Here is a 23,480-nt window from a genome sequence, read left to right on the forward strand (position 1 = left end):
CCTTGAAAGGACTATGAACTGAACATTGTAGGAGCTGCCGCCGGCTGCGATCTTTTGATTTTGTTTTTTTAAGACAAGATCAAAAGATCGCAGCCTGCGGCAGCTCCTACAGGGCGGCGGAGACTTTATCCGCCACGTCCTTGGGCAGCCAGGCCCGCCAGACGTCCGGATGAGCCTTCATGAACGCCTGCGCCGCCTGACGCGGCGGTGTATGTTTCTCGCTCATCTCGGCCAGCGCTTTGTTCAGGGGGGCGATCGGGAAGTCGACCTTGGCGAAGAACTCGACAATCTGCGGATACTGCTTCTGGAAGGGTGTGGACACACCGATCGACAGCTTGGAGGCCAGGGAACGGGTCGGCTGTGGGTTGGGGTTATCGGCGTCGGTCAGGGTCTTCCAGGCTTCGGCGTCAAACGGTGGCTCTTCCAGTTGTATCAGCTTGAAGCGGCCGAGCAACGGCGTGGGCGACCAGTAGTAAAACAGTACCGGCTTGCCACGACGAATGGACGAACTGATCTCTGCATCCAGTGCCGCGCCCGAACCACTGCGGAAGTTCACGTAGCTGTCGTCCAGCCCATAGGCCTTGAGCTTCTGCTTGTTGACCACTTCCGAGGTCCAGCCGATGGGGCTGTTGAGGAAACGTCCCTTGGTCGGGGCTTCCGGGTCCTTGAACACGTTTTTGTATTTCGGCAGGTCGCTGACGCTGCGCAGGTCCGGTGCCAGCGGCTTGATGCCCTTGGCCGGGTCGCCCTTGATCACATATTCCGGCACCCACCAGCCTTCTGTTGCGCCCTTGACCGTGTCGCCGAGACTGACGACTTTGCCTTCGGCTTCCGCCTTGACCCAGACCGGGCTGCGACCGGCCCACTCTTCGCCAATGACCTGGATGTCATTGTTGGCCAGCGCGGTTTCCAGGGTGATGGTGGTGCCCGGCAAGGTGTCGGTCGGCAGCCCGTAGCCCTTCTCGACAATGATGCGCAGGACATCGGTAATCAGGCTGCCGCTTTCCCAGTTCAGGTCGGCGAAGTGGATCGGCGCCTGGGCGGCAAACACCGGGGCGGGAATCGCCAGCAAACCGAAAGTGGCCAGGACAGCAGCCAGCAACCGTCGAAATCCGTTCATGCTTTTGCACCTCGTGCTGTTCACAGCAATAGCAGGATGGCCTGACAGTAGACCGCCAAGCCTCTGAATACTCAGTCCAATGACTGTAGTAGAGGTTCCTGCTTTCGAGGTGCGTGGATCAGTTTTCGCAGGTTTCCTGCAAACGCATCAGCTCGCGTCTGACCATGCTGGCGTATGCCGCCGGTTGCAGTTGGTAAAGCTGTGACGCCACCCAATTCAGCCAGGCTCCTTGCAGAATGACCTTCTGCCCGAACAGCCGCCGCGCTTCGTCTTGAGCGCTGGCCAGGTTCTGTTCGTGGAAATCGGCGCGGGTCAGGGTCATCACTCGCTGGCCTTGAAGGTCACCAGCTCGCCCTTGCGCCACTTGGCCGCTTTGGCGGTCACGGCTTTGAGGGTCTTGGTCAGGCCTTCCTGCAGCTGTTGATGGGCGGCAAACACCATCACCACGCTGTGACCTTCCTTGAACACTATCCCCTGACCGTCGGCCGTGGTCACGAAGGCGTAATCGCCAATTCCGTAAACCGTCAGTTTGATGTCGCGGAACTTGATGTCCAGCTTGCCGCCTTCGCGACTGGGCAGCACGGACGCGCTGAAATGATCACCGACCTTGAGCTTGAGTCCGGGTTTGTCGTCCACCACCAGGGCTGATTCGGTGTCGATTTCGGCAATGTAGATGCCTTCGGCGTTCTGTTCGGTGATGTAAACGAAACGTGACTGAAACTGCTTGACCAGCTTTGCGCGCAAATCACCCAGTACGAACAAAGCATGCATATCGAGATTACTTACTGCCAAGGAAACATCCCCACATCTGAAAAATGGTGCCGTGCGCGAAAAATAAACGCACAGCCAAAAAAGCGGCAATGCCGAAGGTGTCGCCAAAGAACCCGGATTGAAGTCCTGAATGAGCAGTGCACTCATTCATCACGAAGCTTGAGAAGACTACTGGAACGTCACTCGCGTCGTCCTGACTGGCGTTCGTCACAGGCTGAAGGAAAACGCCCTTCCTGCTGCCAGAAAATTATGGACTATCAACTTCGGGGAAAAATCTCATCAAGAAAAAATCCTTTCCTACATATCGTCCGCAAAAAATTGCTTTAGATAAACATCGATCACCCGCCAGTGAGGGTGATTCTAGAGCAGCGATGCTCTTGGAGACTAGCCAAAACGACGTGCATACGTCGATAAAACCATGAAAAGGACTTCACATGTGCACGCTGACTCACTTTGCTTATCCGTTGGTGCCTGACTCGGAAACAGCGCCAACCGCGCATCCGATACGGTTCCGCCACCACGAACCGCATCACGATGTCCCGGCCCGCCCGCGATTTCAGGTGGTGATGGCGGGCATTGCCTTCTTTCATATCAAGGATATTTCGACAGGCTGCGTAAGAGGTTTCCGAGCCGATCATAACGAAGCCTGTGCCCTCGCCCGGTTTCTGGAATCACATTGTTGACATGCCCGCCGCACYCATCGCCATCGACGTTTCGTCTGCCCGCCGACTTATCTGAGCCGTCGACGGGCAACTACTGCCATACTGCCCGCCAAATAAAACGGATCCGCAGAAAATCGGGTCGCGTTGACAACAACAACGTATTTCCAGGGGAAGTCGGCAACGTGACGGAATTTGATATCGGCGAGTTTTTTATCCGGGGTGAAGCCAGAGAAGTCGAGGGTGAATTCCAGGCCGTGATTGTCATGCGCGCCAAACCACCGCTCAAGACCGTGACGTATTACCAGGTCGAAAAGGATCGCTGGTTCAAAACCCCGGATGTCGCCGCCATTGCGGCCCAGGAATCGGCCAGGGAACTGAAGGCGGCGGTCGATGCGGGCGCGCTGAAAGCCTGATTGTCGGGTTGGCGGTGCGCGAAGACGTAGATTGGGCGCGGGTGGTCGACGACCTGAACCTGCGTATGCACCAGACGCACTGACCACCTCAATGCAGGCTGCCAGGTTCTTCGGCGTTCAATTGCGCCAACCAGGCAGCCTTGCACTCCTCCGCTTCATCGCGACTGGAGAACGCCGTGCCCCGGCGCTCGCCATTGAACAACACCACCCAACAGACCCTGCGCCCCATGGATCGCAAATTGGCGGGCACACCGCTGCCGATCATGACCGCGACATCCACTTTGCCTTGCATGCTGACCTCTCGAAATTAATTAGCAACCTAATTAGTAGGTATGTTATTTAGTTTTTCGACGAGGAAACAGCAACTCCCTGCACAGGTTCATTGCAGGATTCGTAACAATCATCCGGCAGCCCGGGCTTTCTAGCGCGGCTTTTGCGGTTTGTAGCCCAGGCGCAAACCGCCCCAGTGCCGGCCCTTGAGCATGATCGGCACCGAAAGATCGTGCATCAACTCGCCGGTATCACGGGTATAGGTTTGCAGCAGCACGGCCTTCTGATGGCTGCCACAGCGGATTCCGGTGCGGTCAGCGAACTTGCGTTTGGTCCGGTTCTGCAAGGCATCGATCTGCGCGTCGCCCGTCAGTGGCTGGCTGAACGCCTTGTTATGGGTCGGCACATAACCCTGCTGGGTGCAGGCGATGGCGAACACCAATCCTTCGTGACGCGGTAACAACGGTTCCTGGATCGTTGGCAAAACCTGATCGGTGTAGCGGTCGAAACGCGTCTGGTACTTGGCCGGGCTGGTATTGGGGAGGGTCTGGTATTTGCGGTCGAACAGATCGTCGAGACTGATTCGACCGGCATCGATGTCCGCCTCGAAACGCGCTGCAATCTGGCTCGCGCCTTCCCGGGCCAGGTCATAGATCCGCTGGTGATAGTCATCCAGCCCCACCTCGGCAAGACGCTCGCTGATGGTTTCGGCTTGCCCTTCCATTTGCACCGCCGCATGGGCCAGACGTTGAGTCTGCTGGTCGCTGACGGCCAGGTCGCTGCGCATCTGTTCGATGGCGTGAAACAGGCTATCGAGTTGTTCACGGTTGGTGTCTGCCCCCTGGGCGATTTCCCCGACCTGGGACTCGACACTGGCCGCCAGACGGGCAATGTTCTCCAGGTGCTGCCCCGTCTGTTCGACCTGCTCGACGCCGGTGTCGAGGTCGCTGGACAGTTGGCGGATCTGCTCCACCACCTGCGCGGTGCGTTGCTGGATGTCGGCCACCATTTCGCCCACTTCGCCCGTGGCCGTCGCCGTGCGTGCGGCGAGCCCACGCACTTCGTCGGCCACCACTGCAAACCCGCGACCGTGCTCCCCCGCCCGCGCCGCTTCAATAGCGGCGTTCAACGCCAACAGATTGGTCTGGCTGGCGATGGACTGAATCACCAGAGTCACGCGCTGGATATCATTGCTGCGCAGGCTCAAGGCTTCGATCAGTTCACGGCTGTTGCTGGCGCGCTGGCTGAGCTGATGCATGTGCGCAATGGACTCGATCAGTTCCGTACGCCCGACCGCTGCGCTTTGATGAGCCTCGCTTGCGGCACTGAGCGCCTGGCGACTGAGCGTCGAGGCGGCCTGTTCGGTGGTGATCATGACCTCGGCGTTGCTGACAATCTGTGCCGCCGCCGTGAGCTGCGATTGCAGTTTGTCCGCCAGTTGCCGAACCGAGAACGCCACACCGGCGGCTGACAGCGCGTTATGGCTGGTGGTGTAGGAAAGATCGCGAGTCAACTCGCCGATGGCATCGGGGTTGTCGGGGGAAGCCGCCTGCGGGGTCGCGCGCGAACGCAGGCGAGGCAGCCAGATAATCAATATGGCCAGGGGCAGGCCAAGGTAGAGCGACCAGTAACCCTGCGTCATGCCACATAACAACAGCATCAGGGCGATGCTTTGCAGTGTCGGTGTCAGCCAGCGGTTTTTCGGCAATAGCACTGGTGCAGGCACTGCCGCAACCAGAGACCCGTCTCTCGTCATCATCGTTACCCCGGAAAGCTTCTAATTGTTGTCTTCGCATTAAACGCCACCATAAAGCCATTATCCATGAGCCTTTAGTCGTGAGCGTTGCAGCAGATCAATAGAAAAACCGGGAAATCGAAGACGGCAGAAAACAAAGATCGCAGCCTGCAACAGCGCCCTGCGTCAATTGCGCTGGGGCTGCCGCAGGCTGCGATCTTTTCAGGGCAGCCCGGATCAAAGGGGCTGCCTTGCAGAATCAGGCCTGACGCTGGTGCTTGTCGATTTGCTCGTGACGCTCTTGAGCTTCGATGCAGTACTTGGTGGTCGGGCTGATCAGCAGGCGCTTGAGGCCAATCGGCTCGCCGCTGTCGTCGCACCAGCCAAAGCTGTCTTCCTTGATGCGCTCAAGGGCTTGTTCCAACTGAGGCAGCATGCGCTGGTCGCGATCGATAGCGTTCACCAGCCAGGTGCGCTCTTCTTCGACCGAAGCCGCGTCTGCCGGATCGGCCGGGGTGTCCAGGCTTTCGATGGCGATGCGGTTCTGTTCGATGCGCTCATGGGTTTCGACTTTCATGTTCTGCAACAGCTCGGAGAAAAAAGCATGTTGCTCGGCATTCATGTAGTCATCCGCCGGCATGGCCAGCAACTTGTCCTTTGTCATTGATATCTCTATAAAAAAACGTGCATTAAGGCGAATAAGGGAGCGTTCCGGCAGACCTGCGCAGGCCATCGGAAAGGCGCCGTTTGTTCCAAGCGCCACCCGGCACTCAATTTACGAGGGGCGGCAGTCTACGGCCGACTTGAGGCCTCAGCAACTGAAAAGACAGCGAATTTGTCCGACAAAGCCCTGAAAATGCTCTACGGCAGGCTTTGAGGCGGTAATCGGAGTGCGTTTATAGCAAGAAATTCAATCGAGCGTAGGTATATAGAAGACAAACGGCTTGCACCGGGCATTATTCACAGTCATTTGCAGGGCTGCGAACCTCAGCTAAGGTTGTCCCTCCCGAAATGGCCATATAAAGGAAAGGACCATGAAGCTGATCGGTATGCTGGATTCACCCTATGTCAGGCGCGCCGCCATTTCTGCCAAATGCCTGGGGATCACCCTGGAACATCAATCGGTCTCGGTGTTCCGCCACTTCGAACAATTCCAGCAGATCAACCCGGTGGTCAAGGCGCCCACGCTGGTGCTGGATGACGGTGAAGTGTTGATGGATTCGACGCTGATCATCGACTACCTGGAAACCCTGACCGATAACAGCCTGATGCCCGTCGAACCGAGTCAGCGCCTGCGCGCGTTGCGCCTGATTGGCCTGGCGCTGGCCGCCAGCGAAAAGTCCGTGCAGCTTTACTACGAGCGCAACTTGCGGCCGGTGGAAATTCAATTCGAACCCTGGGTGCAACGCGTCGAAGGACAGCTGACGGCGGCCTATTCGGCGCTGGAGCGGGAGCTGGAAAAGCAGCCGCTGAAGACTGACGGTTCGATTGAGCAGGACGGCATTACCCTCGCCGTAGCCTGGAGCTTCACCAACCTGGTGGTGCCGGATCAGGTGAGTGCGGCGCAGTTTCCGCGGGTTGCTGCATTCACGGCGTATGCCGAAGGGTTTGAGGTGTTTATCAGTACACCGATTGACTGACCGATTCATTTCCCGGCTCCGGGCGGCGTTCCGACGAAACCAGGGCAGTCACCAGTGTCGCGTCCATGAACTTTTATTTAGAAAGCCTGCGACCATTTCTTGGCAAAATGCCGCACAACGTTGTGAACATTTAATCAGGCCAGCCCTATGACCCGCATCTTGACCATCGAAGACGACGCCGTGACCGCCCGGGAAATTGTCGCCGAACTGAGTAGCCACGGCCTCGACGTCGACTGGGTCGACAATGGTCGCGAAGGGCTCGAACGTGCGGTCAGCGGCAACTATGACCTGATCACCCTCGATCGCATGTTGCCCGAGCTCGATGGCCTGGCGATTGTCACCACGCTGCGGACCATGGGCGTGGTCACGCCGATCCTGATGATCAGCGCACTGTCCGACGTCGATGAACGTGTGCGCGGCTTGCGTGCCGGCGGCGACGACTACCTGACCAAACCCTTCGCCACCGATGAAATGGCCGCCCGGGTCGAAGTCCTGCTGCGCCGGCAGAACACCGTGACCGCACAAGCCACCACGCTGCGGGTGGCGGACCTGGAACTGAACCTGATCAGCCACGAAGCCAGCCGCGACGGCCAACTGCTGACGCTGTTGCCCACCGAGTACAAACTGCTGGAATTCCTGATGCGCAATACCGGGCAAATCCTCTCGCGGATGATGATTTTCGAAGAGGTCTGGGGTTACCACTTCGACCCCGGCACCAACCTGATCGACGTCCACATCGGCCGTCTGCGCAAGAAGATCGACCCGCCTGGCAATGTCCCACTGATTCGGACCGTGCGAGGCTCGGGTTATGTCATTGCCGAACCCGTCTAAAGGCTGGCGCTCTTCCAGCAGCCGTTTGCTGGCGCTCTACAGTTCGCTGTTCGTGATCTGGAGCGGGATTCTCATGGGGGTCATGTACTACGAGGTTTCCGCTTACCTGGACAACCTGGCCAAGCATTCGCTGATGCAACGCCAGCACCTGTTTTCGCGCTTCTCGGGCGAGCAGCTGGTGGACGCCCTCGCCGTCAGCATGACCTTCGACATCCGCGGCATCGACGCCTACGGCCTGTTCGATGCCCGACACCGTTACCTCAGCGGCGCCCTGCGCTACATTCCGGATGGCTTGCCGCTCGATGGCAAGATCCACACGCTCAGCGACTGCGCCGAGTCCGACGACCCGACCCTGCCCAACGACAGCTGCGACGCCGTGGCGACCCAGACCCGCGATGGTTGGTGGCTGATACTGGTTCGCGACAACGGCTCGCTGTTCGCCGTGACCCGGATCATCCTTCACGCCTTGTTCTGGGGTGTGACCCTGACCATCGTGCCGGGTATCGTCGGCTGGTCTTTGCTGCGGCGCCGGCCGTTGCGGCGCATTCGCGGGATTCAGGCCAGTGCCGAAGCCATCGTCGCTGGCGACCTGAGCCGGCGCTTGCCACTGTCCAATCGGCGAGACGAACTGGACATGCTCGCCGCCATCGTCAACGCCATGCTCGAACGCATCGAACGCCTGATGAACGAGGTCAAGGGCGTGTGCGACAACATCGCCCATGACCTGCGCACGCCCCTGACCCGTCTGCGCGCGCAGCTTTACCGCATGCAGCAGCAAGCCGGCGAAGGCTCGCCGCAGGCCATGCAACTGGACCTGGTGCTGGCCGAGGCCGACACACTGATGGCTCGTTTCCGTGGATTGCTGCGAATTTCCGAACTGGAAGACCGCCAGCGCCGCTCCGGTTTCGTGCAAGTGGACCCGGTGGCGTTGTTGCAAGAGCTGCATGAGTTCTATCTGCCCCTGGCGGAAGACGACGGCCTGATGTTCCAGCTGCACCTGCCCGCGTCATTGCCACCCCTCCATGGCGACCGGGCACTGCTGTTCGAAGCGGTGGCGAACCTGCTCAGCAACTCGATCAAATTCACCCCGCCCGGTGGCGCGGTGATCTTGCGGGGGGTCAATGATGGCGGGCACACGCGAATCGAAGTGCTCGATTCCGGCCCGGGCATTCCCGAGGCGGAACGTGAAGCGGTGTTCCAGCGTTTCTACCGTGCCGAGGCGGGCAATCAGAAAAGCGGCTTCGGGCTGGGGCTGTCCATCGTCGCGGCGATTGTCAGCCTGCACGGGTTTACGCTGGAGGTCGGCAGCAGCGAACTGGGTGGCGCGCGGCTGGTGCTCGATTGTCGGCAGAGTCTGATTCCCCCGGCCTGATACAAATCTGCCTGAGCTGACACAGGACCTGTAGGAGCGAACCTGCTCGCGATGGCGGCAGCACATCCAACATCCATGTGACTGCCCCACCGCTATCGCGAGCAGGCTCACTCCCACAGGTTGCGCGTCTTTCCTGGACGTTTGGTGCTTTACTGAGAAGACTCAAAAAACCACCGAGAACCCCGGCATGAACCGCAACGACCTGCGCCGCGTGGACATGAACCTGCTGGTGATTTTCGAAACCCTGATGTTCGAAAAGAACCTGACCCGGGCCGGGGAAAAACTGTTCCTCGGCCAACCCGCCGTCAGTGCGTCGCTGGCAAAGTTGCGCGATCTGTTCGACGACCCGTTGCTGGTGCGCAACGGACGAACCCTGGAGCCGACCCCGCGGGCCTTGCAGATTCTCAAGGAGTTGCAACCGGCGATGGACACCATTTCCGGAGCGGTCAGCCGGGCCAAGGATTTCGAGCCGTCCACCAGTCGCGAGGTGTTTCGCATCGGTCTGTCCGACGACGCCGAGTTCGGGTTGTTTCCGCCGCTGCTCAAGCAGATTCGTGAGGAAGCGCAGAACGTTGTGGTTGTGGTGCGCCGGGTGAATTTCCTGCTGATGTCGCCAATGCTGGCCAGCGGCGAGATTACCGTCGGCATCAGCTACACCACGGAATTGCCGGCCAATGCCAAGCGCAAGAAATTGCGCGACTTGAGTGTGAAGATCCTGCGCGGCGATGACCGCCCCGGCCCGTTGACCCTGGACGAGTTCTGCGAACGCCCTCACGCGCTGGTGTCGTTCTCCGGGGACTTGAGCGGTGCCATCGACCACGACCTGGCACGGATTGGCCGTTCGCGCCGGGTGGTGCTGGCGGTGCCACAGTTCGCGGGGTTGCGGGCCTTGCTGGCGGGTACTGACATGCTCGCCACCGTGCCGGATTACGCGGCCAGTGCCTTGATCGAAGGCAGCAGCCAGCTCCGGGCAGACGACGCGCCGTTTGATATCAAGCTGTCCGAACTGTCGATGGTCTGGAACGGGGTCAACGATAACGATCCGGCAGAACGCTGGTTGCGCTCGAAAATTGCACAGCACATGGCGGCGCCACTATCGGGGCATTGATCGACTGCAGGACTATCGGCTCGGACTCGCGCAAATACACCGGCATGTCGGTCACCGGTGGCATGGCCGGAATCTCGAAGTACATCTGCACCACCCAGCCACGGTGATAGCTGGCGTGGTTGACCACGTGCATCAGCATCGCGCCGGCGCTCATGGTGCCGCTTTCGCCCGAGACAAAGGTGAATTCCAGGGGCTTGTCCAGGGAGGCATCGGTTTGCCGGGCGCTCCAGTCGCAGTACCAGCGATCGATGTCTTTTTGCGCCAGGCGCAGTTCGGACAGATCGGCATGCAGCAGGTCGTGTGAAGTCTTGAAGCCATGCCCCCGGCCTTCGAGGTGCGCCTGCCAGATGCAATCCACCACGTACACGTGATTGAGGGTGCCGATCATGTTTTTGAACACCGACACCCGTTCTTTTTTGACTTCGCCCGGAGGGAGCGCTGCGAGGCTGTCAAAGAGGCGCTGATTGGCCCAGCGTTTATAATCGGCCAGCAGACAGGCAGTGCGTACGGTGATCATCAGAGTTCTCCGATGGCAGTAAGCGCACTCCCTAGCATAGACCCAATGCCCGCAAGGCAGTGCCAGCCCTGATCATCGGTCGTCCAGGCGTTTTACTACGTGTTCGGCGAGCGCCAGGCAACTGGTCAGCCCCGGTGATTCGATGCCGAACAGATTGACCAGCCCCTCCACCCCATGCTCGGCCCGACCGCTGATGAGAAAGTCGGCAGCCGGTTCAGTCGGCCCGCTGATTTTCGGGCGAATGCCGCTGTAGGCCGGTTGCAGGCTGTTGTCCGGCAAACCCGGCCAATAATGGCGGATCGCCTGATAGAACCCTTCGGCCCGGCGGAGTTCGACGCGGTAATCGATGTGCTCGACCCATTCGATATCCGGCCCGAAGCGCGCCTGCCCACCCAGGTCGAGCGTCATGTGCACACCCAGTCCCGCGTTCTCCGGGGCCGGATACACCAGGTGGCGAAACGGCGCCCGGCCGCTGAAACTGAAATAACTGCCCTTGCACAAATGCGCCCGGGGAATGAATTGCCCAGGCAGACCGACAATAGCGCGCGCCACCCCGGGAGCGGACAGCCCCGCGCAATTGATCAATTCGCGGCAGTACAGGGTCATGGGTTGAATGCCGCCCATGCGCAGCTCGAAGCCCTGCTCCATGCAACGGGCCGACAGCAGCGGTGTGCGCAAGGCCAGCGTCGCTGCGAACCGCTCGGCATCGCCCTGAAGTGCCAGCATCAGGGCGTGGGAGTCGACGATGCCAGTAGACGGCGACCACAGCGCCGCGACACAGGACAACGCCGGCTCAAGCGCCCGGGCCTGTGCCCCATCCAGCCATTGCAGGTCATCGACACCATTGAGACGCCCCTGCTGCAACAGACGCTGCAAAGCCGCGTACTGCTGTTCATCGGTGGCCACGATCAGCTTGCCCACGCGCCGGTAATCGACACCGTGCTCATCGCAATAGGCGTAGAGACGCTGCTTGCCCTCCACGCACAACCGCGCCTTGAGGCTGCCGTCCGGATAATAGATGCCGGCGTGAATCACTTCTGAGTTACGCGAACTGATGCCCGTGCCGATCCCCCCGCCGGCCTCCACCACCAGCGCTTCCCGCCCGCTCATGGCCAGCGCCCTGGCCACCGCCAGCCCGACCACGCCTGCCCCGATCACCACGCTTTGAATATCGACGTTCAACGACCTTGCCTCCCTCTCAGCCCGTTCCTCGCTAATGCCAGGGAACTCTCGGCGACCGCCACGCATCCTAAACTATGTGGTAATTCCCTTATGCTTCATGCTGTCGGAGGACACCGTCATGCGCCGGATGTTTATCATTTCTTCCCTGGTACTTTGTTTACCCTTCGGCTCGGCTCTGGCCAAAGTGGATGCGGGTGACGTCGCCACTTCCGCCGGGGTTTCCGCTTCGCTGTACTCAACGTTCAAAGACCACAAACTCATGATTCCCGCCCGGGATGACGCTTCCAGCTTCGTCGCCAGTGGCGGTGCGATTCGTGGTGCCTATCTGGAGGCGGTGTTGAAAAAGATCCGTCAGGACAATCCCGCCCTCAACAACGCAAGCGACGAAGACCTGGCCCGCGCCATTCTCGTCCAGGAAGGCGTTGCCGCCGATCACTGAAGATCGTCATCGCCAGCGGTGGGGCTTGTGACGCCGGGATAGCGTTTCCAGCCCTACCTCGCGTGCGTGCCAGTGGACAAGCTTGCCCACCCGGCCACGAGTTGTGCGTTGATACTCACCCCGCCGCACACCACGATCACCACGTCATGGGCGTCGGCAATCGCCGGGTGATCGAGGTAGGCAATCGCCAATGAAACCCCGCACGCCGGCTCGACCAGCTGACGCAAATCATTGGCGTAACGCACTACGCCCATGATCGCCTCATCATCACTGAGCACCACGCATTCATGGGGAAAATCGCCGATGTGTTTGACCGGCCAGGCGGCCACTTGCGCGGCGCCCAGGGAGGTGGCGACAGTGTCGATTTTCGGCAATTTGACCGGGTACCCGGCCGCCACCGCCGCGGCGAACGATGCCGCGCCCTCGGTTTCGCAGGCAACGATGCGGCAATCGGTGTGCCGATGACGAATCAGACCAGTGAGCAGGCCCGCCAGCAAGCCACCGCCGCCCACCGATGCCACCAGCACATCCACTGGCGGGCAGTCGTCAAGGATTTCATCGACCATAGTGCTGTGCCCTTCCCACAACACCGGGTGGTCGAAGGCCGGCACGAATTCACTGCGTGGGTCCTGGGCGAGTTCCCGTGCCCGTTGATTGGCTTCGTCCCAGACCTTGCCGTGGACGATCACCTCGGCGCCGGTCATGCTGATCCGCGCCCTGGTGCTTTGCGGGGTGGTGTGCGGCACCACGATGCATGCCTTGAGCCCCAGGCATGCAGCGGCCATGGCCGTGGCCAGTCCCGCGTTACCGCCGGAGGGACAGACCACCTTGCGCTTGCCCTGCTGCGCCGCCCGGCTGCACAGCAAGCCAATGCCGCGTATTTTGAACGAGCCGCTGGGTTGCAGGTTTTCCAGTTTCAGCCAGATACGGCGGGACGGGGTCGACAGGCCAGGGTGCAGGATCAAAGGCGTTCGGATGTGAAGCATATGGGCTCCTGTTACACGCCACCGGCTCGCGGAGCACTTCGGCCAGCCGGTGGTGAACGGTCCTCTCTCCCAAGCTTAGTTCACCCGGCCTCGGGGTGACCGTCTCAGCGGTCCGGCGCCGGTTGCGATCTTTTACCCATGGAAACTCTGAGGCCAAAGAACGATCAAAAGATCGCAGCCTACGGCAGCTCCTACGTAAGCCTGTTCGCGGAGGCACCATGAAAATCTCGGCCAAACTGGCGTTTTTCGCCGTCGTCAGCACCCTCGCCTACCTCGCCCTGGCGATCTGGGGACTGGGTGGTTTCGCAGCCTATTTCAGCCACGGTTCACTGGTCGTCGTTGCCCTGGCCACTCTGATCATGGCTGTCGCTTCTCTGTTCACCGAGGTCAACCTGAGCTCGGGGGAACGCGAAGACCGGGCCAACCGCTGGGTCATTCCGGCCTTCGGCGTGATCGGCTTACTGAGCGGCTTTCTGCCGGCTTATACCGACCGCATCGATTTCTGGACTTTTGGCGGTGAAGGCGTGCGCTGGCTCGGCACACTCTTGTTCGTCGGCGGCGGCGCGCTGCGGTTATGGCCGGTGTTTGTGCTGGGCAAGCGCTTCAGCGGGCTGGTGGCCATTCAGCCGGGGCATCGGCTGGTCACCGATGGGATTTACCGCAACCTGCGCAACCCCAGTTACCTGGGGATGATGGTCATCGGCATGGGTTGGGCATTGGCCTTTCGTTCTGGTGTCGGGCTGATATTGGTGGCGCTGACGCTGATCCCGCTGATCGCGCGCATTCACTCGGAAGAAGCCTTGCTCCGGGCACAGTTCGGCAGCGAATACGAGGCCTATTGCGCCCGCTCCTGGCGGCTGATCCCTAAAATTTACTGAATCAAACACAAAAACCTGTGGGAACGTCGCCCGGCCCTTCCTACAAGGATTGCTGTTGTTTACACAGACTTCAATCGAACCGAACCATCGGCATCCACCTGAACCCGGACCGATTCATAACCCGCCAACGTCGCATGCAACGTCTTGATCGGCTGTTCATGAGTCGCCGTCACGATCATCAAATCCGCCCCCGCCGCCTCGGCCGCCAGAATGCCCACCGTAGCGTCTTCGAAAATCAGACATTGTGCAGGCTCGACACCCAGGCGCCGGGCCGCGAGGCGGTAACCCGCGGGGTCCGGTTTGCCGGCAGTCACATCCTCGGCAGTGATCATGACGGCGGGTTCGGGAATCCCCGCCGCCGCCATTCGCCGCAACGCCAATTCCCGTGGGGCGGAAGTGACGATGGCCCACTGATGAGTCGGCAGTGATTTGAGAAAGCCCGCCGCGCCAGCCACTTCGAATACCCCGTCGACATCGTCGATTTCCGCTTCGGTAATCCACGCGGCTTCGGCCTCGGCATCCACCCCGGGCAAGCCCAGGCGCCTGATGGTGTCGACGGCGCGGGCGCCGTGAATGGAGGGCAGGAAGGTGTCGACATCGACGCCATGGCGCACCGCCCAGGTTGTCCAGACTCGCTCGGCGGCGGCAATGGACGTCAGCACGGTGCCATCCATGTCGAACAGAAAGGCACGGTAAGTTGAGTTGAAAACAGTGTGATCAGACAAGGAAAAGAACCTCGCAGGTGCCGGACGGATTTGCCCGGGAATGTAACACCTGCGAGTGAGTCAGTTGAGTCTCTTTGACTTGAAAGCGCCGTCGACACAATCGAGCAACGAACCGATGGCCCAGGGTTTCTTGATGAACGAAACGGCATGTCGCACCCCGGAGCTGGCCGGGGTTTCGAAACCGGACATGATCATGATCGGCTTGTCCGGCCAGCGATCGCCGAACTGGTTAGCCAGGTCCGCGCCATTGAGCGTGCCGGGCATGGTGATGTCCGTCAGCAGCATGCCCACCTGCGGCGCATGCTGCTCCAGATACATCACTGCCGCGTCCGCACTGGTTTGCGGCTCGACGACAAAACCTTCCTCCTGAAGAATCTCACAGAGAAACTCCAGGATCAGCGGATCGTCCTCAACCACCAGAATCAACCCGCCAGGAAGATCTCCACCCGCCGTCGGTACTCGACTCATGACCCTGCCGCTCCCTGATTGCCTCAATGAAATCGCGGGCTCAAATCCGCTACCTATAGGGTATGAGCAGCGGACTCGGCGGAAAATTCATTTTTGATACAGCCAAGTGGCTGGTATCAAGTGGGCTGATCAATCTTGTGCAGCACGTTACCCCGAGGCCCTGCGGAAAAACCTGTGGGAGCGAGCTTGCTCGCGATGGCGGCGGATCAGTCAACATCGATGTCGACTGTCATGCCCTCATCGCGAGCAAGCTCGCTCCCACAGGGTCTGCGGTGGCTGGACTTACTGCGACATTTCGCTTTTCTTCATCGCATCCTTGGACATCGCGTCTTTTTTCATCTCGTCTTTCTTCATGCTGTCTTTGGACATTGCGTCCTTGGACATCGAATCGGTCTTCTTCATCGCGTCTTTTTTCATCGCATCCTTGGACATGGCGTCCTTGGACATCGAATCCTTGCTCATGCTGTCGTTGCTCATCGTGTCAGCTGCGAACACAGAGGCAGCGCCAACGGCCAGGCACATGGACAGAACAACGGTGGTCAACTTTTTCATGATGAAGCTCCTTGGAACGTGGGTTGTGGACGTGTGAAATGGCCGGCCCCCGTCAGCTGCCACCGAACCAGTTGTAACCCTGGTCTTCCCAGTAGCCACCCGGATAGGTGTTAGTGACGAAAATCGCCTGGATGTGTTTGGGGTTCTTGTAGCCAAGCTTGGTGGGCATGCGCAGCTTCATCGGGAAGCCGTACTCGCGGGGCAGCACGGCGCCGTCGTAAGTCAGCGTCAACTGAGTCTGCGCATGCAGCGCGGTGGCCATGTCGATGCTGGTGTAGTAGTCGTCGGCGCATTTGAAACCGACGTATTTGGCATCGGTGTCGGCGCCGATGCGCTTGAGGAAGTCACTGAAGCGCACGCCGCCCCAACGCCCGATGGCGCTCCAGCCTTCGACGCAAATGTGCCGGGTGATCTGCTCGGTCTGGACCATGGCGCGCAGCTCTTCGAGGCGCCAGCTGCGTTTGTCGGCGACCAGGCCGGTGACTTCCAGGCGATAGCCCTCCTCCTCCACCGTCGGCGCCTCGTCGATGCCGTAAAAGGCATTGAAGGGAAACGGCCGGGTGATCATCGACTCTGGATAGGTCGGCGCCATGGCGTTGGGGTTGAACAGCCAGCCTTGCACCCGGTCATTGAAACGCGACATGGACGACAGCGCGGTTTCGACGCTTTCGTTGTCGGTGATGTTGCAGCCGGACAGCATGGCCACGCCGCCGAGGGTCAGGCCACGCAGCAGGAACGAACGGCGCGAGCGATCTTCGATCTGCGGGGCGAGGATCTTGCGGGCGTCGGTGAGGATCGAAGCCTCGTCCAGCCCGGGGACCTGAATGCGCTTTTTCATACCTGCTCCTTGCGGCCGACGATCATGGCCAACAGCGTTTTCGGAACCAGCGCGACCATCAGCAGATGCACTGCCACGAAGGCCACTAACAGCGCCATGGCGAAAAAGTGCACACGGCGCGCGCCTTCATAACCGAACAGCAATTCACGCAACAGCGGGAACTGCACCGACTTCCACAACACCAGCCCGGAGAGCACCAGCAGCGTGATGTCGACCATCACGAACAGGTAAGCGACCCGTTGCACCTGGTTGTAATGACTGAGGTCGGCATGCCCGAGTTTTCCGCGCAAGGCGGCCCACAGGTCATGCAGCACACCTTTGGGTGAAACCGGGAAGAAACGCCGCTTCAGGCGCCCGCTGAACAGGTTGAAGGCCAGGTAGATCAAACCGTTGATCGCCAGGAACCACATCGCCGCGAAATGCCATTGCAGCGCGCCACCGAGCCAGCCGCCGAGGGTGATCGACTTGGGAAAACTGAATTCATAGATCGGCGAGGCGTTGTAGATGCGCCAGCCGCTGGTCACCATCACCAGCACCGCCAGGGCGTTGAGCCAATGGGTCAGGCGTAGCCAGCGTGGATGACTGGACTTGGGTGAAGCAGTGCTCTGCGACATGTCCGGCTCCCGGTTGTTGTTCGTTGGAGCCGATTATGGGAGCCGGAAGATCGCCAAATCCTCACGTAAAGTTAAATTAAACGTGATAACTGCCACCGGATACTTGTAGGAGCGAGCTTGCTCGCGAWGGTGTATCAGGCGCCGCTGTGTCGACTGACACACCATCGCGAGCAAGCTCGCTCCTACAGGGTTTTGTGTGCTCCGCCGGTTGCGCAATTATGGTTAAATGCCGCCCCCGAAATTTGCCGACCCAGACCAATGAACGCTGAAGCCCTCGCCACCCTCAACCAGCACCTGCTGACCGCCCTCGCGGCCGTCCCCGCCGAAACCCGCCGCCTGTTCCACGGCCGTGGCCGCTGCTGGCCGGGGCTGGAGCAAGTGACTGTGGACTGGTTGCAGGGCGTGGTGCTGGTGGCGCTGTTCAAGGAGCCGGAAGCGGCGCAACTGGAAGACTTGAAGCAGGTGCTGATGACGATCACCCAGTCTGAACAGTGGGCAAAATCCGGTGCCCACACGCTGCTGTTGCAACATCGCTACCTGCTGCAAAGCACCACCGAGTGGCTGCTCGGGGAAGAGATCGACGAACTGACGATCACTGAGGGCAGGCTGAAGTACCGGGTCGACCTGGGCCGCAAACAGAACACCGGGCTGTTCCTCGACATGCGCTACGGCCGCGATTGGGTCCGCGCCAATGCCGAAGGCAAGCGGGTATTGAACCTGTTCGCCTACACCTGCGGTTTCTCGGTGGCGGCCATCGAAGGCGGCGCGAGCCACGTGGTCAACCTCGACATGTCGAGCCCCGCCTTGAACCGTGGCCGCGACAACCACCGGCTCAACGGCCACGACATGAGCAAGGTCAGCTTCCTCGGTCACGACCTGTTCAAATCCTGGGGCAAGGTGATTGGCAAGGGGCCGTACGACCTGGTGATCATCGACCCGCCGTCGTTCCAGAAAGGCAGCTTTTTGCTGACCAAGGATTACCAGCGCGTGCTGCGCCGGTTGCCGGAATTGCTCAGCCCTGAAGGTACGGTGTTGGCCTGCATGAACGACCCGGCGTTTGGTGCCGACTTCCTGATCGACGGTGTTACCCGTGAGGCGCCAAGCCTGCGGTTCGAGCAGCGTCTGGAGAATCCGCCGGAGTTTCCGGATGCGGATGTGGAGTGTGGTTTGAAGGCGTTGGTGTTCAAGCTGCGGAGCTGAAAGATCGCAGCCTGCGGCAGCTCCTACGGACCTGTGCATACCCCTGTAGGAGCTGGCGAAGCCTGCGATCTTTAGACTTGGATCTCAACGCGGCCGCAACACCAGCGCAAACAACTCGCCATGCCCGTTCACGTTGAGCTTGTGATAGAGGTTGCGCCGGTGCACTTTCACCGTCTCCGGGGAGATGCCCATTTGCTGGGCGATGGCCTTGCTGGAAAAGCCCTGGAGAATCAGGCGTGCGGTTTCGATCTCACGCACTGTCAGGCGTGCGTCGAAGCGATCGAGCAAGGTCGCCAGATCACCGGCCGGTGGTTCGGCGACCRGCCCTTGCGGCGGCAGCAAATCCAGGTGTCGGCGCATCGCCGCCAGCACCCAGTCACGCACGCAAATCAGGCGGCCCTGCTCCTCGAGGCTGAAGCGCGTCGAACGCCCGAGGGACAAGCCGAGCACGGCGCCGTCGACGTTGACCATGAACTGCAACTCGTCCCCACCGACCACGGTGCTGAAGTAACTCAGGTAGTACTCGCTGTGCTGGAACTGGTCGGGGGCCACCGATTCGAGGCTGTGCAAGCCGTCGGCGATGCCCGCGCAGGCCGCTTGATAGAACGGATCGAGCAGGTACATGCCAGCGCAGTAGTCCGCCAGTTCTTCATGCTCGTCGGGGCTGCCCTGGGCATCGAAGTCAATCAGCAGGCGCGGCACGTGGCCCGGGCGCATCAGCGCTACCAGCGCGTTGTCCAGCGGCACCAGCAAGCGCAAGGTATCGACCAGCGCACGCCAGAAGCTGTCCCGCCCCACCGCCGTGAAAACCCGCGCCAGCCCCTGGTGCACCGGCAACTCTTTCAACAACGCGTCCACGCACTACCCCTTTCGAGTAACCCATGATGGGAATGGGTGAAGGCCACCCCGGTCGATACGCTGCAAACTCCTGATTACCACCGGCCGCAACAGGCCAGGAGTGCCGCATCATGAGTCGTCACCGCTTGTATTTCAATCTGGGGTTTGGCGCCTGCCTGACGGTGTCGCTGTCGGCCTTTGCTGTCGAAGCTCCGACCGTGCACGTGTACAACTGGTACGACTACATCGGCCCCACCACCCTACAGGACTTCAAGCGTGACACCGGGATTGCACCGGTCTACGACACCTTCGACAGTGCCGAAGTGCTCGAGGGCAAGTTGCTCACCAGCCGCAGCGGCTACGACGTGGTGGTGGCCAGCAACTTCAGTTTGCCCACGCTGATCAAGGCCGGCGCCCTCGCCCCCCTGCCCCGTGCGCAGATGCCGGACTTCAAGAACATGGACACCGATCTGCTGGCGAAACTGGCCAACAACGATCCAGGCAACCAGTACGCCGTGCCTTACCTGTGGGGCACCAACGGCATCGGCTACAACATCGACAAAGTACGCGCCGCGCTGGGCGACAAGGCGCCGGTGGATTCCTGGGACCTGGTGTTCAAGGAAGAGAACCTGGCCAAACTCGGCGAATGCGGCGTGGCCATGCTCGACTCGCCGTCGGAGATGCTGCCGGTGGCCCTGCACTACCTTGGCCTGCCGCCCAACAGCACCAACCCCGAGGACTACAAGAAGGCCGAAACGCTGCTGCTGAAATTGCGCCCGCACATCGCCTATTTCAATTCGTCGAAGTTCATCAGCGACCTGTCCAACGGCAACATCTGCGTGGCGGTCGGCTGGTCCGGTGCGATGCTCGAAGCCAAGTCCACCGCCGAGCAGGCCGGCAACGGCGTGAAGATCGCCTACAGCCTGCCCAAGGAAGGCGCGCCGGTGTGGTTCGACACGCTGGTACTGCTCAAGGACGCCCCGCACCCGGAACAAGGGATGGCCTTCATCGACTACCTGATGCGCCCTGAAGTCATCGCCCCGGTCAGCGACCACCTCAACTACCCCAACGGCAACCGTAGCGCGACCACGTTGGTGGCCGAAGCCACCCGTAGCAACCCGGCCGTCTACCCGCCAGCCGAAGCCATGGCCACCCTGTTCACCCTCCAGCCCCTGCCGCCGGCCACCGAACGAGTGCGCACGCGGATCTGGAGCAAGGTCAAAAACGGCCAGTGACGAGGACATCACAAAACCCTGTGGGAGCGAGCTTGCTCGCGATGGGGCCGCTGCATTCAATATCGATGGCGACTGATCCACCGCTATCGTCGGAACGCCGCCCGGAGCAAGCTCGCTCCCACAGGGTCCGTGGTGCCCAACAAATATTCTTTTTTCTGCCACGATTCGAAGATGAGAAAACCCATGAAACCACGTGCCCGCGACCTGAACATCCAGTTCGGCCAACTGCAATCCGGCCCGCTCAATGCCATCACCGACGTCCCCGGCGTGCGCGTCGGCCACAGCAATGTACGAGGACGCACCGCCACCGGCCGCGACATCCTCACCGGCGTCACCGTCATCGAACCGCGTGCCGGCTCCACCAGTCAGCAACCGTGCTTTGCCGGTGTGCATGTGCTCAACGGCAACGGCGATGCCACGGGGCTGGAGTGGATTCGCGAGGCCGGCTTGCTGACCAGTCCCATCGCCTTCACCAACACCCACAGCCTGGGCGTGGTGCGCGATGCGCTGATCGTGCTCGACCGCGAGCAGCAACCGGATGACGGGCGTCTCTACTGGAACATGCCGGTGGTACTGGAAACCTTCGACGGCCTGCTCAACGACATCAACGGCTTTCACGTGAAGCCGGAACACGTGGCCCAGGCCGTGCGTTCGGCGGCGGGCGGGCCGGTGACCGAAGGTAATGTCGGCGGTGGCAGCGGCATGATCTGCCACGAATTCAAGGGCGGCATCGGCACCGCGTCGCGACGCTTGAACAGCGCCCAGGGTGGCTGGACGGTCGGCGCGATTGTCCAGGCCAACCATGGCATTCGCAATGAACTGCGCGTTGATGGGTATCCGGTCGGGCGCTACATGGAACAGGTCGATTCGCCGTTCCTCAAGGCCTCGTTGCCCCACCCGGGGATGGGCTCGATCGTGGTCTGCCTGGCCACCGATGCGCCGTTGCTGCCGCACCAGTGCACCCGCCTGGCCCAGCGCGCCAGCCTCGGCCTGGCCCGCACCGGCGGCGGCAATGAAGACCACAGCGGCGACATCTTCATCGCCTTCGCCACCGGCAATGAACACGTGCCGCCGGCCGCCTATGAGAGCAAGAAAGCACCGACCACCGACAACCTGAGCATGGTCAACAACGATCACATCAGCGAGCTGTTCCTGGCGGCCACCGAAGCCGTGGAAGAAGCCATCATCAATGCCTTGCTCGCCGCCGACACCGCCGAAGGCAACGGGCATGCGGTACCGGGGCTGGATGCCGAAACGTTGCTCAAGGCGTTGCGTCGCGCCGGCTGGCCGGGGGATGCGACTAGCGGTACTTGAGTGAAACACTCGGTCTTTCTAGGATGAACTTACGCAGCCGCTTGCTTGCTCAAGCCGCTGCGTAGGTGGTGAGTGAACTGAACCACTACCAAGCTCACCGCTTGTTTTACGCGCATCTTGAGCCTCACGGCTCCACTTCCTCCCCATCAAGAGCTTTGAGGCTCTTTTTTTACCTCTGAAAACCACACATTCCTCCTGCAGGGGATTTGTGGTGTTAAACAGAATGCGGTCAGACCAGGCGCAACCGAGGGCCGGCGGCCGGTACGGCATTGTCACCCAAGCGCCCCCGCACAAATTCATTGGCCTTGCGCGTCAACTGGTCCAGATGCCGGTCGCGCTGTTTTTCCGCGTCGGTCATGGCCCGCTTGCCGTGCTTTTGCAGCAGGTAGGTATGAATCTGCCGCACTTCCAGCGAGCTGTAGATCGACGCCACATCCAGCAAGGCCATCAAGCCATCGGTGGCGTGGTCGCGGGTGTTCATCAACACCTGGGTCGCACGCACGCCCAGCACCTCAAAGCCCATCGCCTCGAAATACGGCACCTTGGCCACCGCGCAGGTCAGTTCGGCATGGGGATAGCGGCCGACCATTTCCCGCAGCATCCGCCGGGCCACGCCCTGGCGCCGATACTCGGCCTGCACCGCCATGTACGCCACGCCACACGCCTCGGGGTCGTCCTGCACCGGCAGGTACAGCACAAAGCCAATCACCTTTTGCGGGTCGTCTTCATCAGTGGCGACAATCAGCTCCACGGCAATGCCTTTTTCACCGTTCAGCGCCTCCAGATACAGGTGCACCTCATAGCCGATCGCGTATTGATAAAGGTTGTACAGCAGGTTGCTGGGCGGGATCGCGACCATGCTGATGTCGGTCAGGTTGTCGACCACCATCTGCAGGATCTGGCTATTGATGTGCTCGGGGCACGGGGTCTTGAAGTGGCTGATCAGGGGCATTGCGGTGACGGGCTCCGGGGGCAAGGGCCGCCTATCATAGCGCGCCTGACCTCGCCAGCGTTTGCGTTACTACGGGAGGCGTTGCGTTTTCGAGGCTGACAGCAGTGAGTCAGGCACACTTTGTGCTGGATGAACTGTGCTCTTCGCGAGTCGGCTCGTCCCCACAGAGGGACAGCGGTTTTGCCCACAACTGGTTTTTCTGTGGGAACGAGCCTGTTCGCGAAAGCGTCCACCATCACACCGGCCTGTGGTGTGAGTGGGGGGGAATGGGTGGGTGAGCCCCCCAACTTTGAGGATTCCCACCCACTGCGCCACTACGACCAAAGTCCAATCCATCAAGCGTTTGATATCAATCAGCTATTTGTCTCCCCCGGATCTCCCCGCGCTTGGCGCACCTCTTGCATCGAGCGTTTTGCCAACGTCAGCCACACCGGCGCGCCCCGAGGGCAACAAAATGAAAAACACGCCTAACCTCAAGTCGCTCGGCCTTTTCAGGAAACCGAGCATCGCCGCTGTGATGCTGATCAACATCAGCCTCGGCAACGCAAACGCCGTACCGCTTGACGATGTCAGCTATCCACCTCCAACGGATCCATCGGCGTATACCAACCCGCCGGCCGATCCCAAGGCCGCGCTGGATTCGATACTGACCATGCCGCCCACCAATCAGGGCGCCATCGCCCTGCCCAATGGCATGTACGGCACCCGCACCACGCCAACGACCGACAACGTGCTGCAGCCGGCCCAGCAAACATCCTTCAAGATCCCCACCAATGGCAAGCCCAGCCCATTGTTCGGGGCCGCGCCGTACTCTCAGCAGC

27 protein-coding genes and 1 pseudogene are annotated in these 23,480 nt (G+C 60.7%); 12 read left to right on the forward strand and 16 right to left on the reverse strand.

The features are described 5' to 3' along the window. Nucleotides 1-106: 106 nt before the first annotated feature. The 3 genes from AC1DXW_RS27910 to AC1DXW_RS27920 form a co-directional block, all read right to left on the reverse strand. A complete protein-coding gene (locus AC1DXW_RS27910) occupies nucleotides 107-1,120 on the reverse strand; it encodes an ABC transporter substrate-binding protein (protein ID WP_477760729.1) in 1,014 nt (337 codons plus the stop codon). Nucleotides 1,121-1,238: 118 nt separating this feature from the next. Next, entirely contained in the window at nucleotides 1,239-1,442 is a 204-nt protein-coding gene (locus AC1DXW_RS27915; RefSeq protein WP_477753129.1) for a hypothetical protein, read from the reverse strand. Further along, a complete protein-coding gene (locus AC1DXW_RS27920) occupies nucleotides 1,442-1,912 on the reverse strand; it encodes a hypothetical protein (RefSeq protein ID WP_007986246.1) in 471 nt (156 codons plus the stop codon). Before AC1DXW_RS27920 ends, AC1DXW_RS27915 begins: the two co-directional genes overlap by 1 nt. 413 nt (nucleotides 1,913-2,325) lie before the next feature. Here AC1DXW_RS27920 and AC1DXW_RS27925 point away from each other — a divergent pair, with 413 nt between their 5' ends. Next, nucleotides 2,326-2,574, forward strand: a complete 249-nt coding sequence (locus AC1DXW_RS27925; protein ID WP_477753130.1) for a hypothetical protein — start codon at nucleotides 2,326-2,328, stop codon at nucleotides 2,572-2,574. Between the two features lie 161 nt (nucleotides 2,575-2,735). After that, a complete protein-coding gene (locus AC1DXW_RS27930; protein ID WP_477753131.1) occupies nucleotides 2,736-2,966 on the forward strand; it encodes a hypothetical protein in 231 nt (76 codons plus the stop codon). 88 nt (nucleotides 2,967-3,054) lie between these two features. Here AC1DXW_RS27930 and AC1DXW_RS27935 read toward each other — a convergent pair whose 3' ends face one another. From AC1DXW_RS27935 to AC1DXW_RS27945, 3 genes are all read right to left on the reverse strand, one after another. Beyond that, on the reverse strand, nucleotides 3,055-3,258 hold the full coding sequence (locus AC1DXW_RS27935) for a hypothetical protein (RefSeq protein WP_477753132.1): 204 nt from the start codon (nucleotides 3,256-3,258) through the stop codon (nucleotides 3,055-3,057). A 129-nt stretch (nucleotides 3,259-3,387) separates the two neighbouring features. Beyond that, nucleotides 3,388-4,995 (reverse strand): methyl-accepting chemotaxis protein, encoded by a 1,608-nt coding sequence (locus AC1DXW_RS27940; protein WP_477760730.1) that lies wholly within the window; start codon nucleotides 4,993-4,995, stop codon nucleotides 3,388-3,390. Nucleotides 4,996-5,230: 235 nt separating this feature from the next. Beyond that, nucleotides 5,231-5,635 carry a TraR/DksA family transcriptional regulator gene (locus AC1DXW_RS27945; protein ID WP_007935965.1) on the reverse strand — a complete coding sequence of 135 codons (405 nt, stop codon included), beginning with the start codon at nucleotides 5,633-5,635 and terminating at the stop codon, nucleotides 5,231-5,233. Nucleotides 5,636-6,005: 370 nt separating this feature from the next. On the opposite strand from AC1DXW_RS27945, the gene AC1DXW_RS27950 reads away from it, so the two are divergent. The 4 genes from AC1DXW_RS27950 to AC1DXW_RS27965 all read left to right on the forward strand — a co-directional run bounded on the left by AC1DXW_RS27950 (nucleotide 6,006) and on the right by AC1DXW_RS27965 (nucleotide 9,922). Then, nucleotides 6,006-6,611 carry a glutathione S-transferase gene (locus AC1DXW_RS27950; RefSeq protein WP_477753134.1) on the forward strand — a complete coding sequence of 202 codons (606 nt, stop codon included), beginning with the start codon at nucleotides 6,006-6,008 and terminating at the stop codon, nucleotides 6,609-6,611. 147 nt (nucleotides 6,612-6,758) lie between these two features. After that, nucleotides 6,759-7,442: a response regulator transcription factor gene (locus tag AC1DXW_RS27955; RefSeq protein ID WP_477753135.1), complete on the forward strand. Its 684-nt coding sequence runs from the start codon at nucleotides 6,759-6,761 to the stop codon at nucleotides 7,440-7,442. After that, on the forward strand, nucleotides 7,420-8,814 hold the full coding sequence (locus tag AC1DXW_RS27960) for a sensor histidine kinase (RefSeq protein WP_477753136.1): 1,395 nt from the start codon (nucleotides 7,420-7,422) through the stop codon (nucleotides 8,812-8,814). The genes AC1DXW_RS27955 and AC1DXW_RS27960 overlap by 23 nt, the downstream gene beginning before the upstream one ends. 187 nt (nucleotides 8,815-9,001) lie before the next feature. Beyond that, the gene (locus AC1DXW_RS27965) at nucleotides 9,002-9,922 is read left to right on the forward strand and encodes a LysR substrate-binding domain-containing protein (protein WP_477753137.1); all 921 of its coding nucleotides are present in this window, start codon (nucleotides 9,002-9,004) and stop codon (nucleotides 9,920-9,922) included. Here AC1DXW_RS27965 and AC1DXW_RS27970 read toward each other — a convergent pair. Continuing rightward, complete coding sequence (locus AC1DXW_RS27970) at nucleotides 9,843-10,439, reverse strand: DinB family protein (protein ID WP_477753138.1); 597 nt, start codon at nucleotides 10,437-10,439, stop codon at nucleotides 9,843-9,845. The two genes, AC1DXW_RS27965 and AC1DXW_RS27970, sit on opposite strands and share 80 nt — an antisense overlap. A gap of 72 nt (nucleotides 10,440-10,511) precedes the next feature. Continuing rightward, the gene (locus tag AC1DXW_RS27975; protein WP_477753139.1) at nucleotides 10,512-11,621 is read right to left on the reverse strand and encodes an NAD(P)/FAD-dependent oxidoreductase; all 1,110 of its coding nucleotides are present in this window, start codon (nucleotides 11,619-11,621) and stop codon (nucleotides 10,512-10,514) included. Between the two features lie 118 nt (nucleotides 11,622-11,739). Here AC1DXW_RS27975 and AC1DXW_RS27980 point away from each other — a divergent pair, with 118 nt between their 5' ends. Further along, the gene (locus tag AC1DXW_RS27980; RefSeq protein WP_477753140.1) at nucleotides 11,740-12,060 is read left to right on the forward strand and encodes a DUF2388 domain-containing protein; all 321 of its coding nucleotides are present in this window, start codon (nucleotides 11,740-11,742) and stop codon (nucleotides 12,058-12,060) included. A gap of 53 nt (nucleotides 12,061-12,113) precedes the next feature. On the opposite strand, the gene AC1DXW_RS27985 is transcribed toward AC1DXW_RS27980, so the two are convergent. After that, the gene (locus tag AC1DXW_RS27985) at nucleotides 12,114-13,046 is read right to left on the reverse strand and encodes a pyridoxal-phosphate dependent enzyme (RefSeq protein ID WP_477753141.1); all 933 of its coding nucleotides are present in this window, start codon (nucleotides 13,044-13,046) and stop codon (nucleotides 12,114-12,116) included. Nucleotides 13,047-13,264: 218 nt separating this feature from the next. On the opposite strand from AC1DXW_RS27985, the gene AC1DXW_RS27990 reads away from it, so the two are divergent. Continuing rightward, a complete protein-coding gene (locus tag AC1DXW_RS27990) occupies nucleotides 13,265-13,924 on the forward strand; it encodes a methyltransferase family protein (protein ID WP_477753142.1) in 660 nt (219 codons plus the stop codon). Nucleotides 13,925-13,983: 59 nt separating this feature from the next. On the opposite strand, the gene AC1DXW_RS27995 is transcribed toward AC1DXW_RS27990, so the two are convergent. From AC1DXW_RS27995 to AC1DXW_RS28015, 5 genes are all read right to left on the reverse strand, one after another. Then, a complete protein-coding gene (locus tag AC1DXW_RS27995) occupies nucleotides 13,984-14,649 on the reverse strand; it encodes an HAD-IA family hydrolase (RefSeq protein ID WP_477753143.1) in 666 nt (221 codons plus the stop codon). A gap of 60 nt (nucleotides 14,650-14,709) precedes the next feature. Beyond that, nucleotides 14,710-15,117, reverse strand: coding sequence for a response regulator (locus tag AC1DXW_RS28000; protein ID WP_477753144.1), 408 nt, complete (start codon nucleotides 15,115-15,117; stop codon nucleotides 14,710-14,712). 282 nt (nucleotides 15,118-15,399) lie between these two features. Beyond that, complete coding sequence (locus AC1DXW_RS28005; RefSeq protein WP_477753145.1) at nucleotides 15,400-15,669, reverse strand: pentapeptide MXKDX repeat protein; 270 nt, start codon at nucleotides 15,667-15,669, stop codon at nucleotides 15,400-15,402. 52 nt (nucleotides 15,670-15,721) lie between these two features. Next, nucleotides 15,722-16,507, reverse strand: a complete 786-nt coding sequence (locus AC1DXW_RS28010) for a molybdopterin-dependent oxidoreductase (protein ID WP_477753146.1) — start codon at nucleotides 16,505-16,507, stop codon at nucleotides 15,722-15,724. After that, nucleotides 16,504-17,121 carry a cytochrome b/b6 domain-containing protein gene (locus AC1DXW_RS28015; RefSeq protein ID WP_477753147.1) on the reverse strand — a complete coding sequence of 206 codons (618 nt, stop codon included), beginning with the start codon at nucleotides 17,119-17,121 and terminating at the stop codon, nucleotides 16,504-16,506. The genes AC1DXW_RS28010 and AC1DXW_RS28015 overlap by 4 nt, the downstream gene beginning before the upstream one ends. 258 nt (nucleotides 17,122-17,379) lie before the next feature. On the opposite strand from AC1DXW_RS28015, the gene AC1DXW_RS28020 reads away from it, so the two are divergent. Further along, nucleotides 17,380-18,321, forward strand: coding sequence for a class I SAM-dependent methyltransferase (locus AC1DXW_RS28020; protein WP_477753148.1), 942 nt, complete (start codon nucleotides 17,380-17,382; stop codon nucleotides 18,319-18,321). 84 nt (nucleotides 18,322-18,405) lie between these two features. On the opposite strand, the gene AC1DXW_RS28025 is transcribed toward AC1DXW_RS28020, so the two are convergent. Then, nucleotides 18,406-19,179, reverse strand: a complete 774-nt coding sequence (locus AC1DXW_RS28025) for a helix-turn-helix transcriptional regulator (protein ID WP_477760731.1) — start codon at nucleotides 19,177-19,179, stop codon at nucleotides 18,406-18,408. 110 nt (nucleotides 19,180-19,289) lie between these two features. Here AC1DXW_RS28025 and AC1DXW_RS28030 point away from each other — a divergent pair, with 110 nt between their 5' ends. Together AC1DXW_RS28030 and AC1DXW_RS28035 are read left to right on the forward strand one after the other, a co-directional pair. Next, nucleotides 19,290-20,393 carry an extracellular solute-binding protein gene (locus AC1DXW_RS28030; protein ID WP_477753150.1) on the forward strand — a complete coding sequence of 368 codons (1,104 nt, stop codon included), beginning with the start codon at nucleotides 19,290-19,292 and terminating at the stop codon, nucleotides 20,391-20,393. A 183-nt stretch (nucleotides 20,394-20,576) separates the two neighbouring features. After that, complete coding sequence (locus tag AC1DXW_RS28035; protein ID WP_477753151.1) at nucleotides 20,577-21,707, forward strand: DmpA family aminopeptidase; 1,131 nt, start codon at nucleotides 20,577-20,579, stop codon at nucleotides 21,705-21,707. A gap of 229 nt (nucleotides 21,708-21,936) precedes the next feature. On the opposite strand, the gene AC1DXW_RS28040 is transcribed toward AC1DXW_RS28035, so the two are convergent. After that, nucleotides 21,937-22,659, reverse strand: a complete 723-nt coding sequence (locus AC1DXW_RS28040) for a GNAT family N-acetyltransferase (protein WP_477753152.1) — start codon at nucleotides 22,657-22,659, stop codon at nucleotides 21,937-21,939. Between the two features lie 454 nt (nucleotides 22,660-23,113). On the opposite strand from AC1DXW_RS28040, the pseudogene AC1DXW_RS28045 reads away from it, so the two are divergent. Continuing rightward, a pseudogene (locus AC1DXW_RS28045) lies at nucleotides 23,114-23,480 on the forward strand (copper oxidase); the annotation flags it as partial.

The sequence above is a fragment of the Pseudomonas sp. P4_C4 genome (assembly GCF_056402055.1).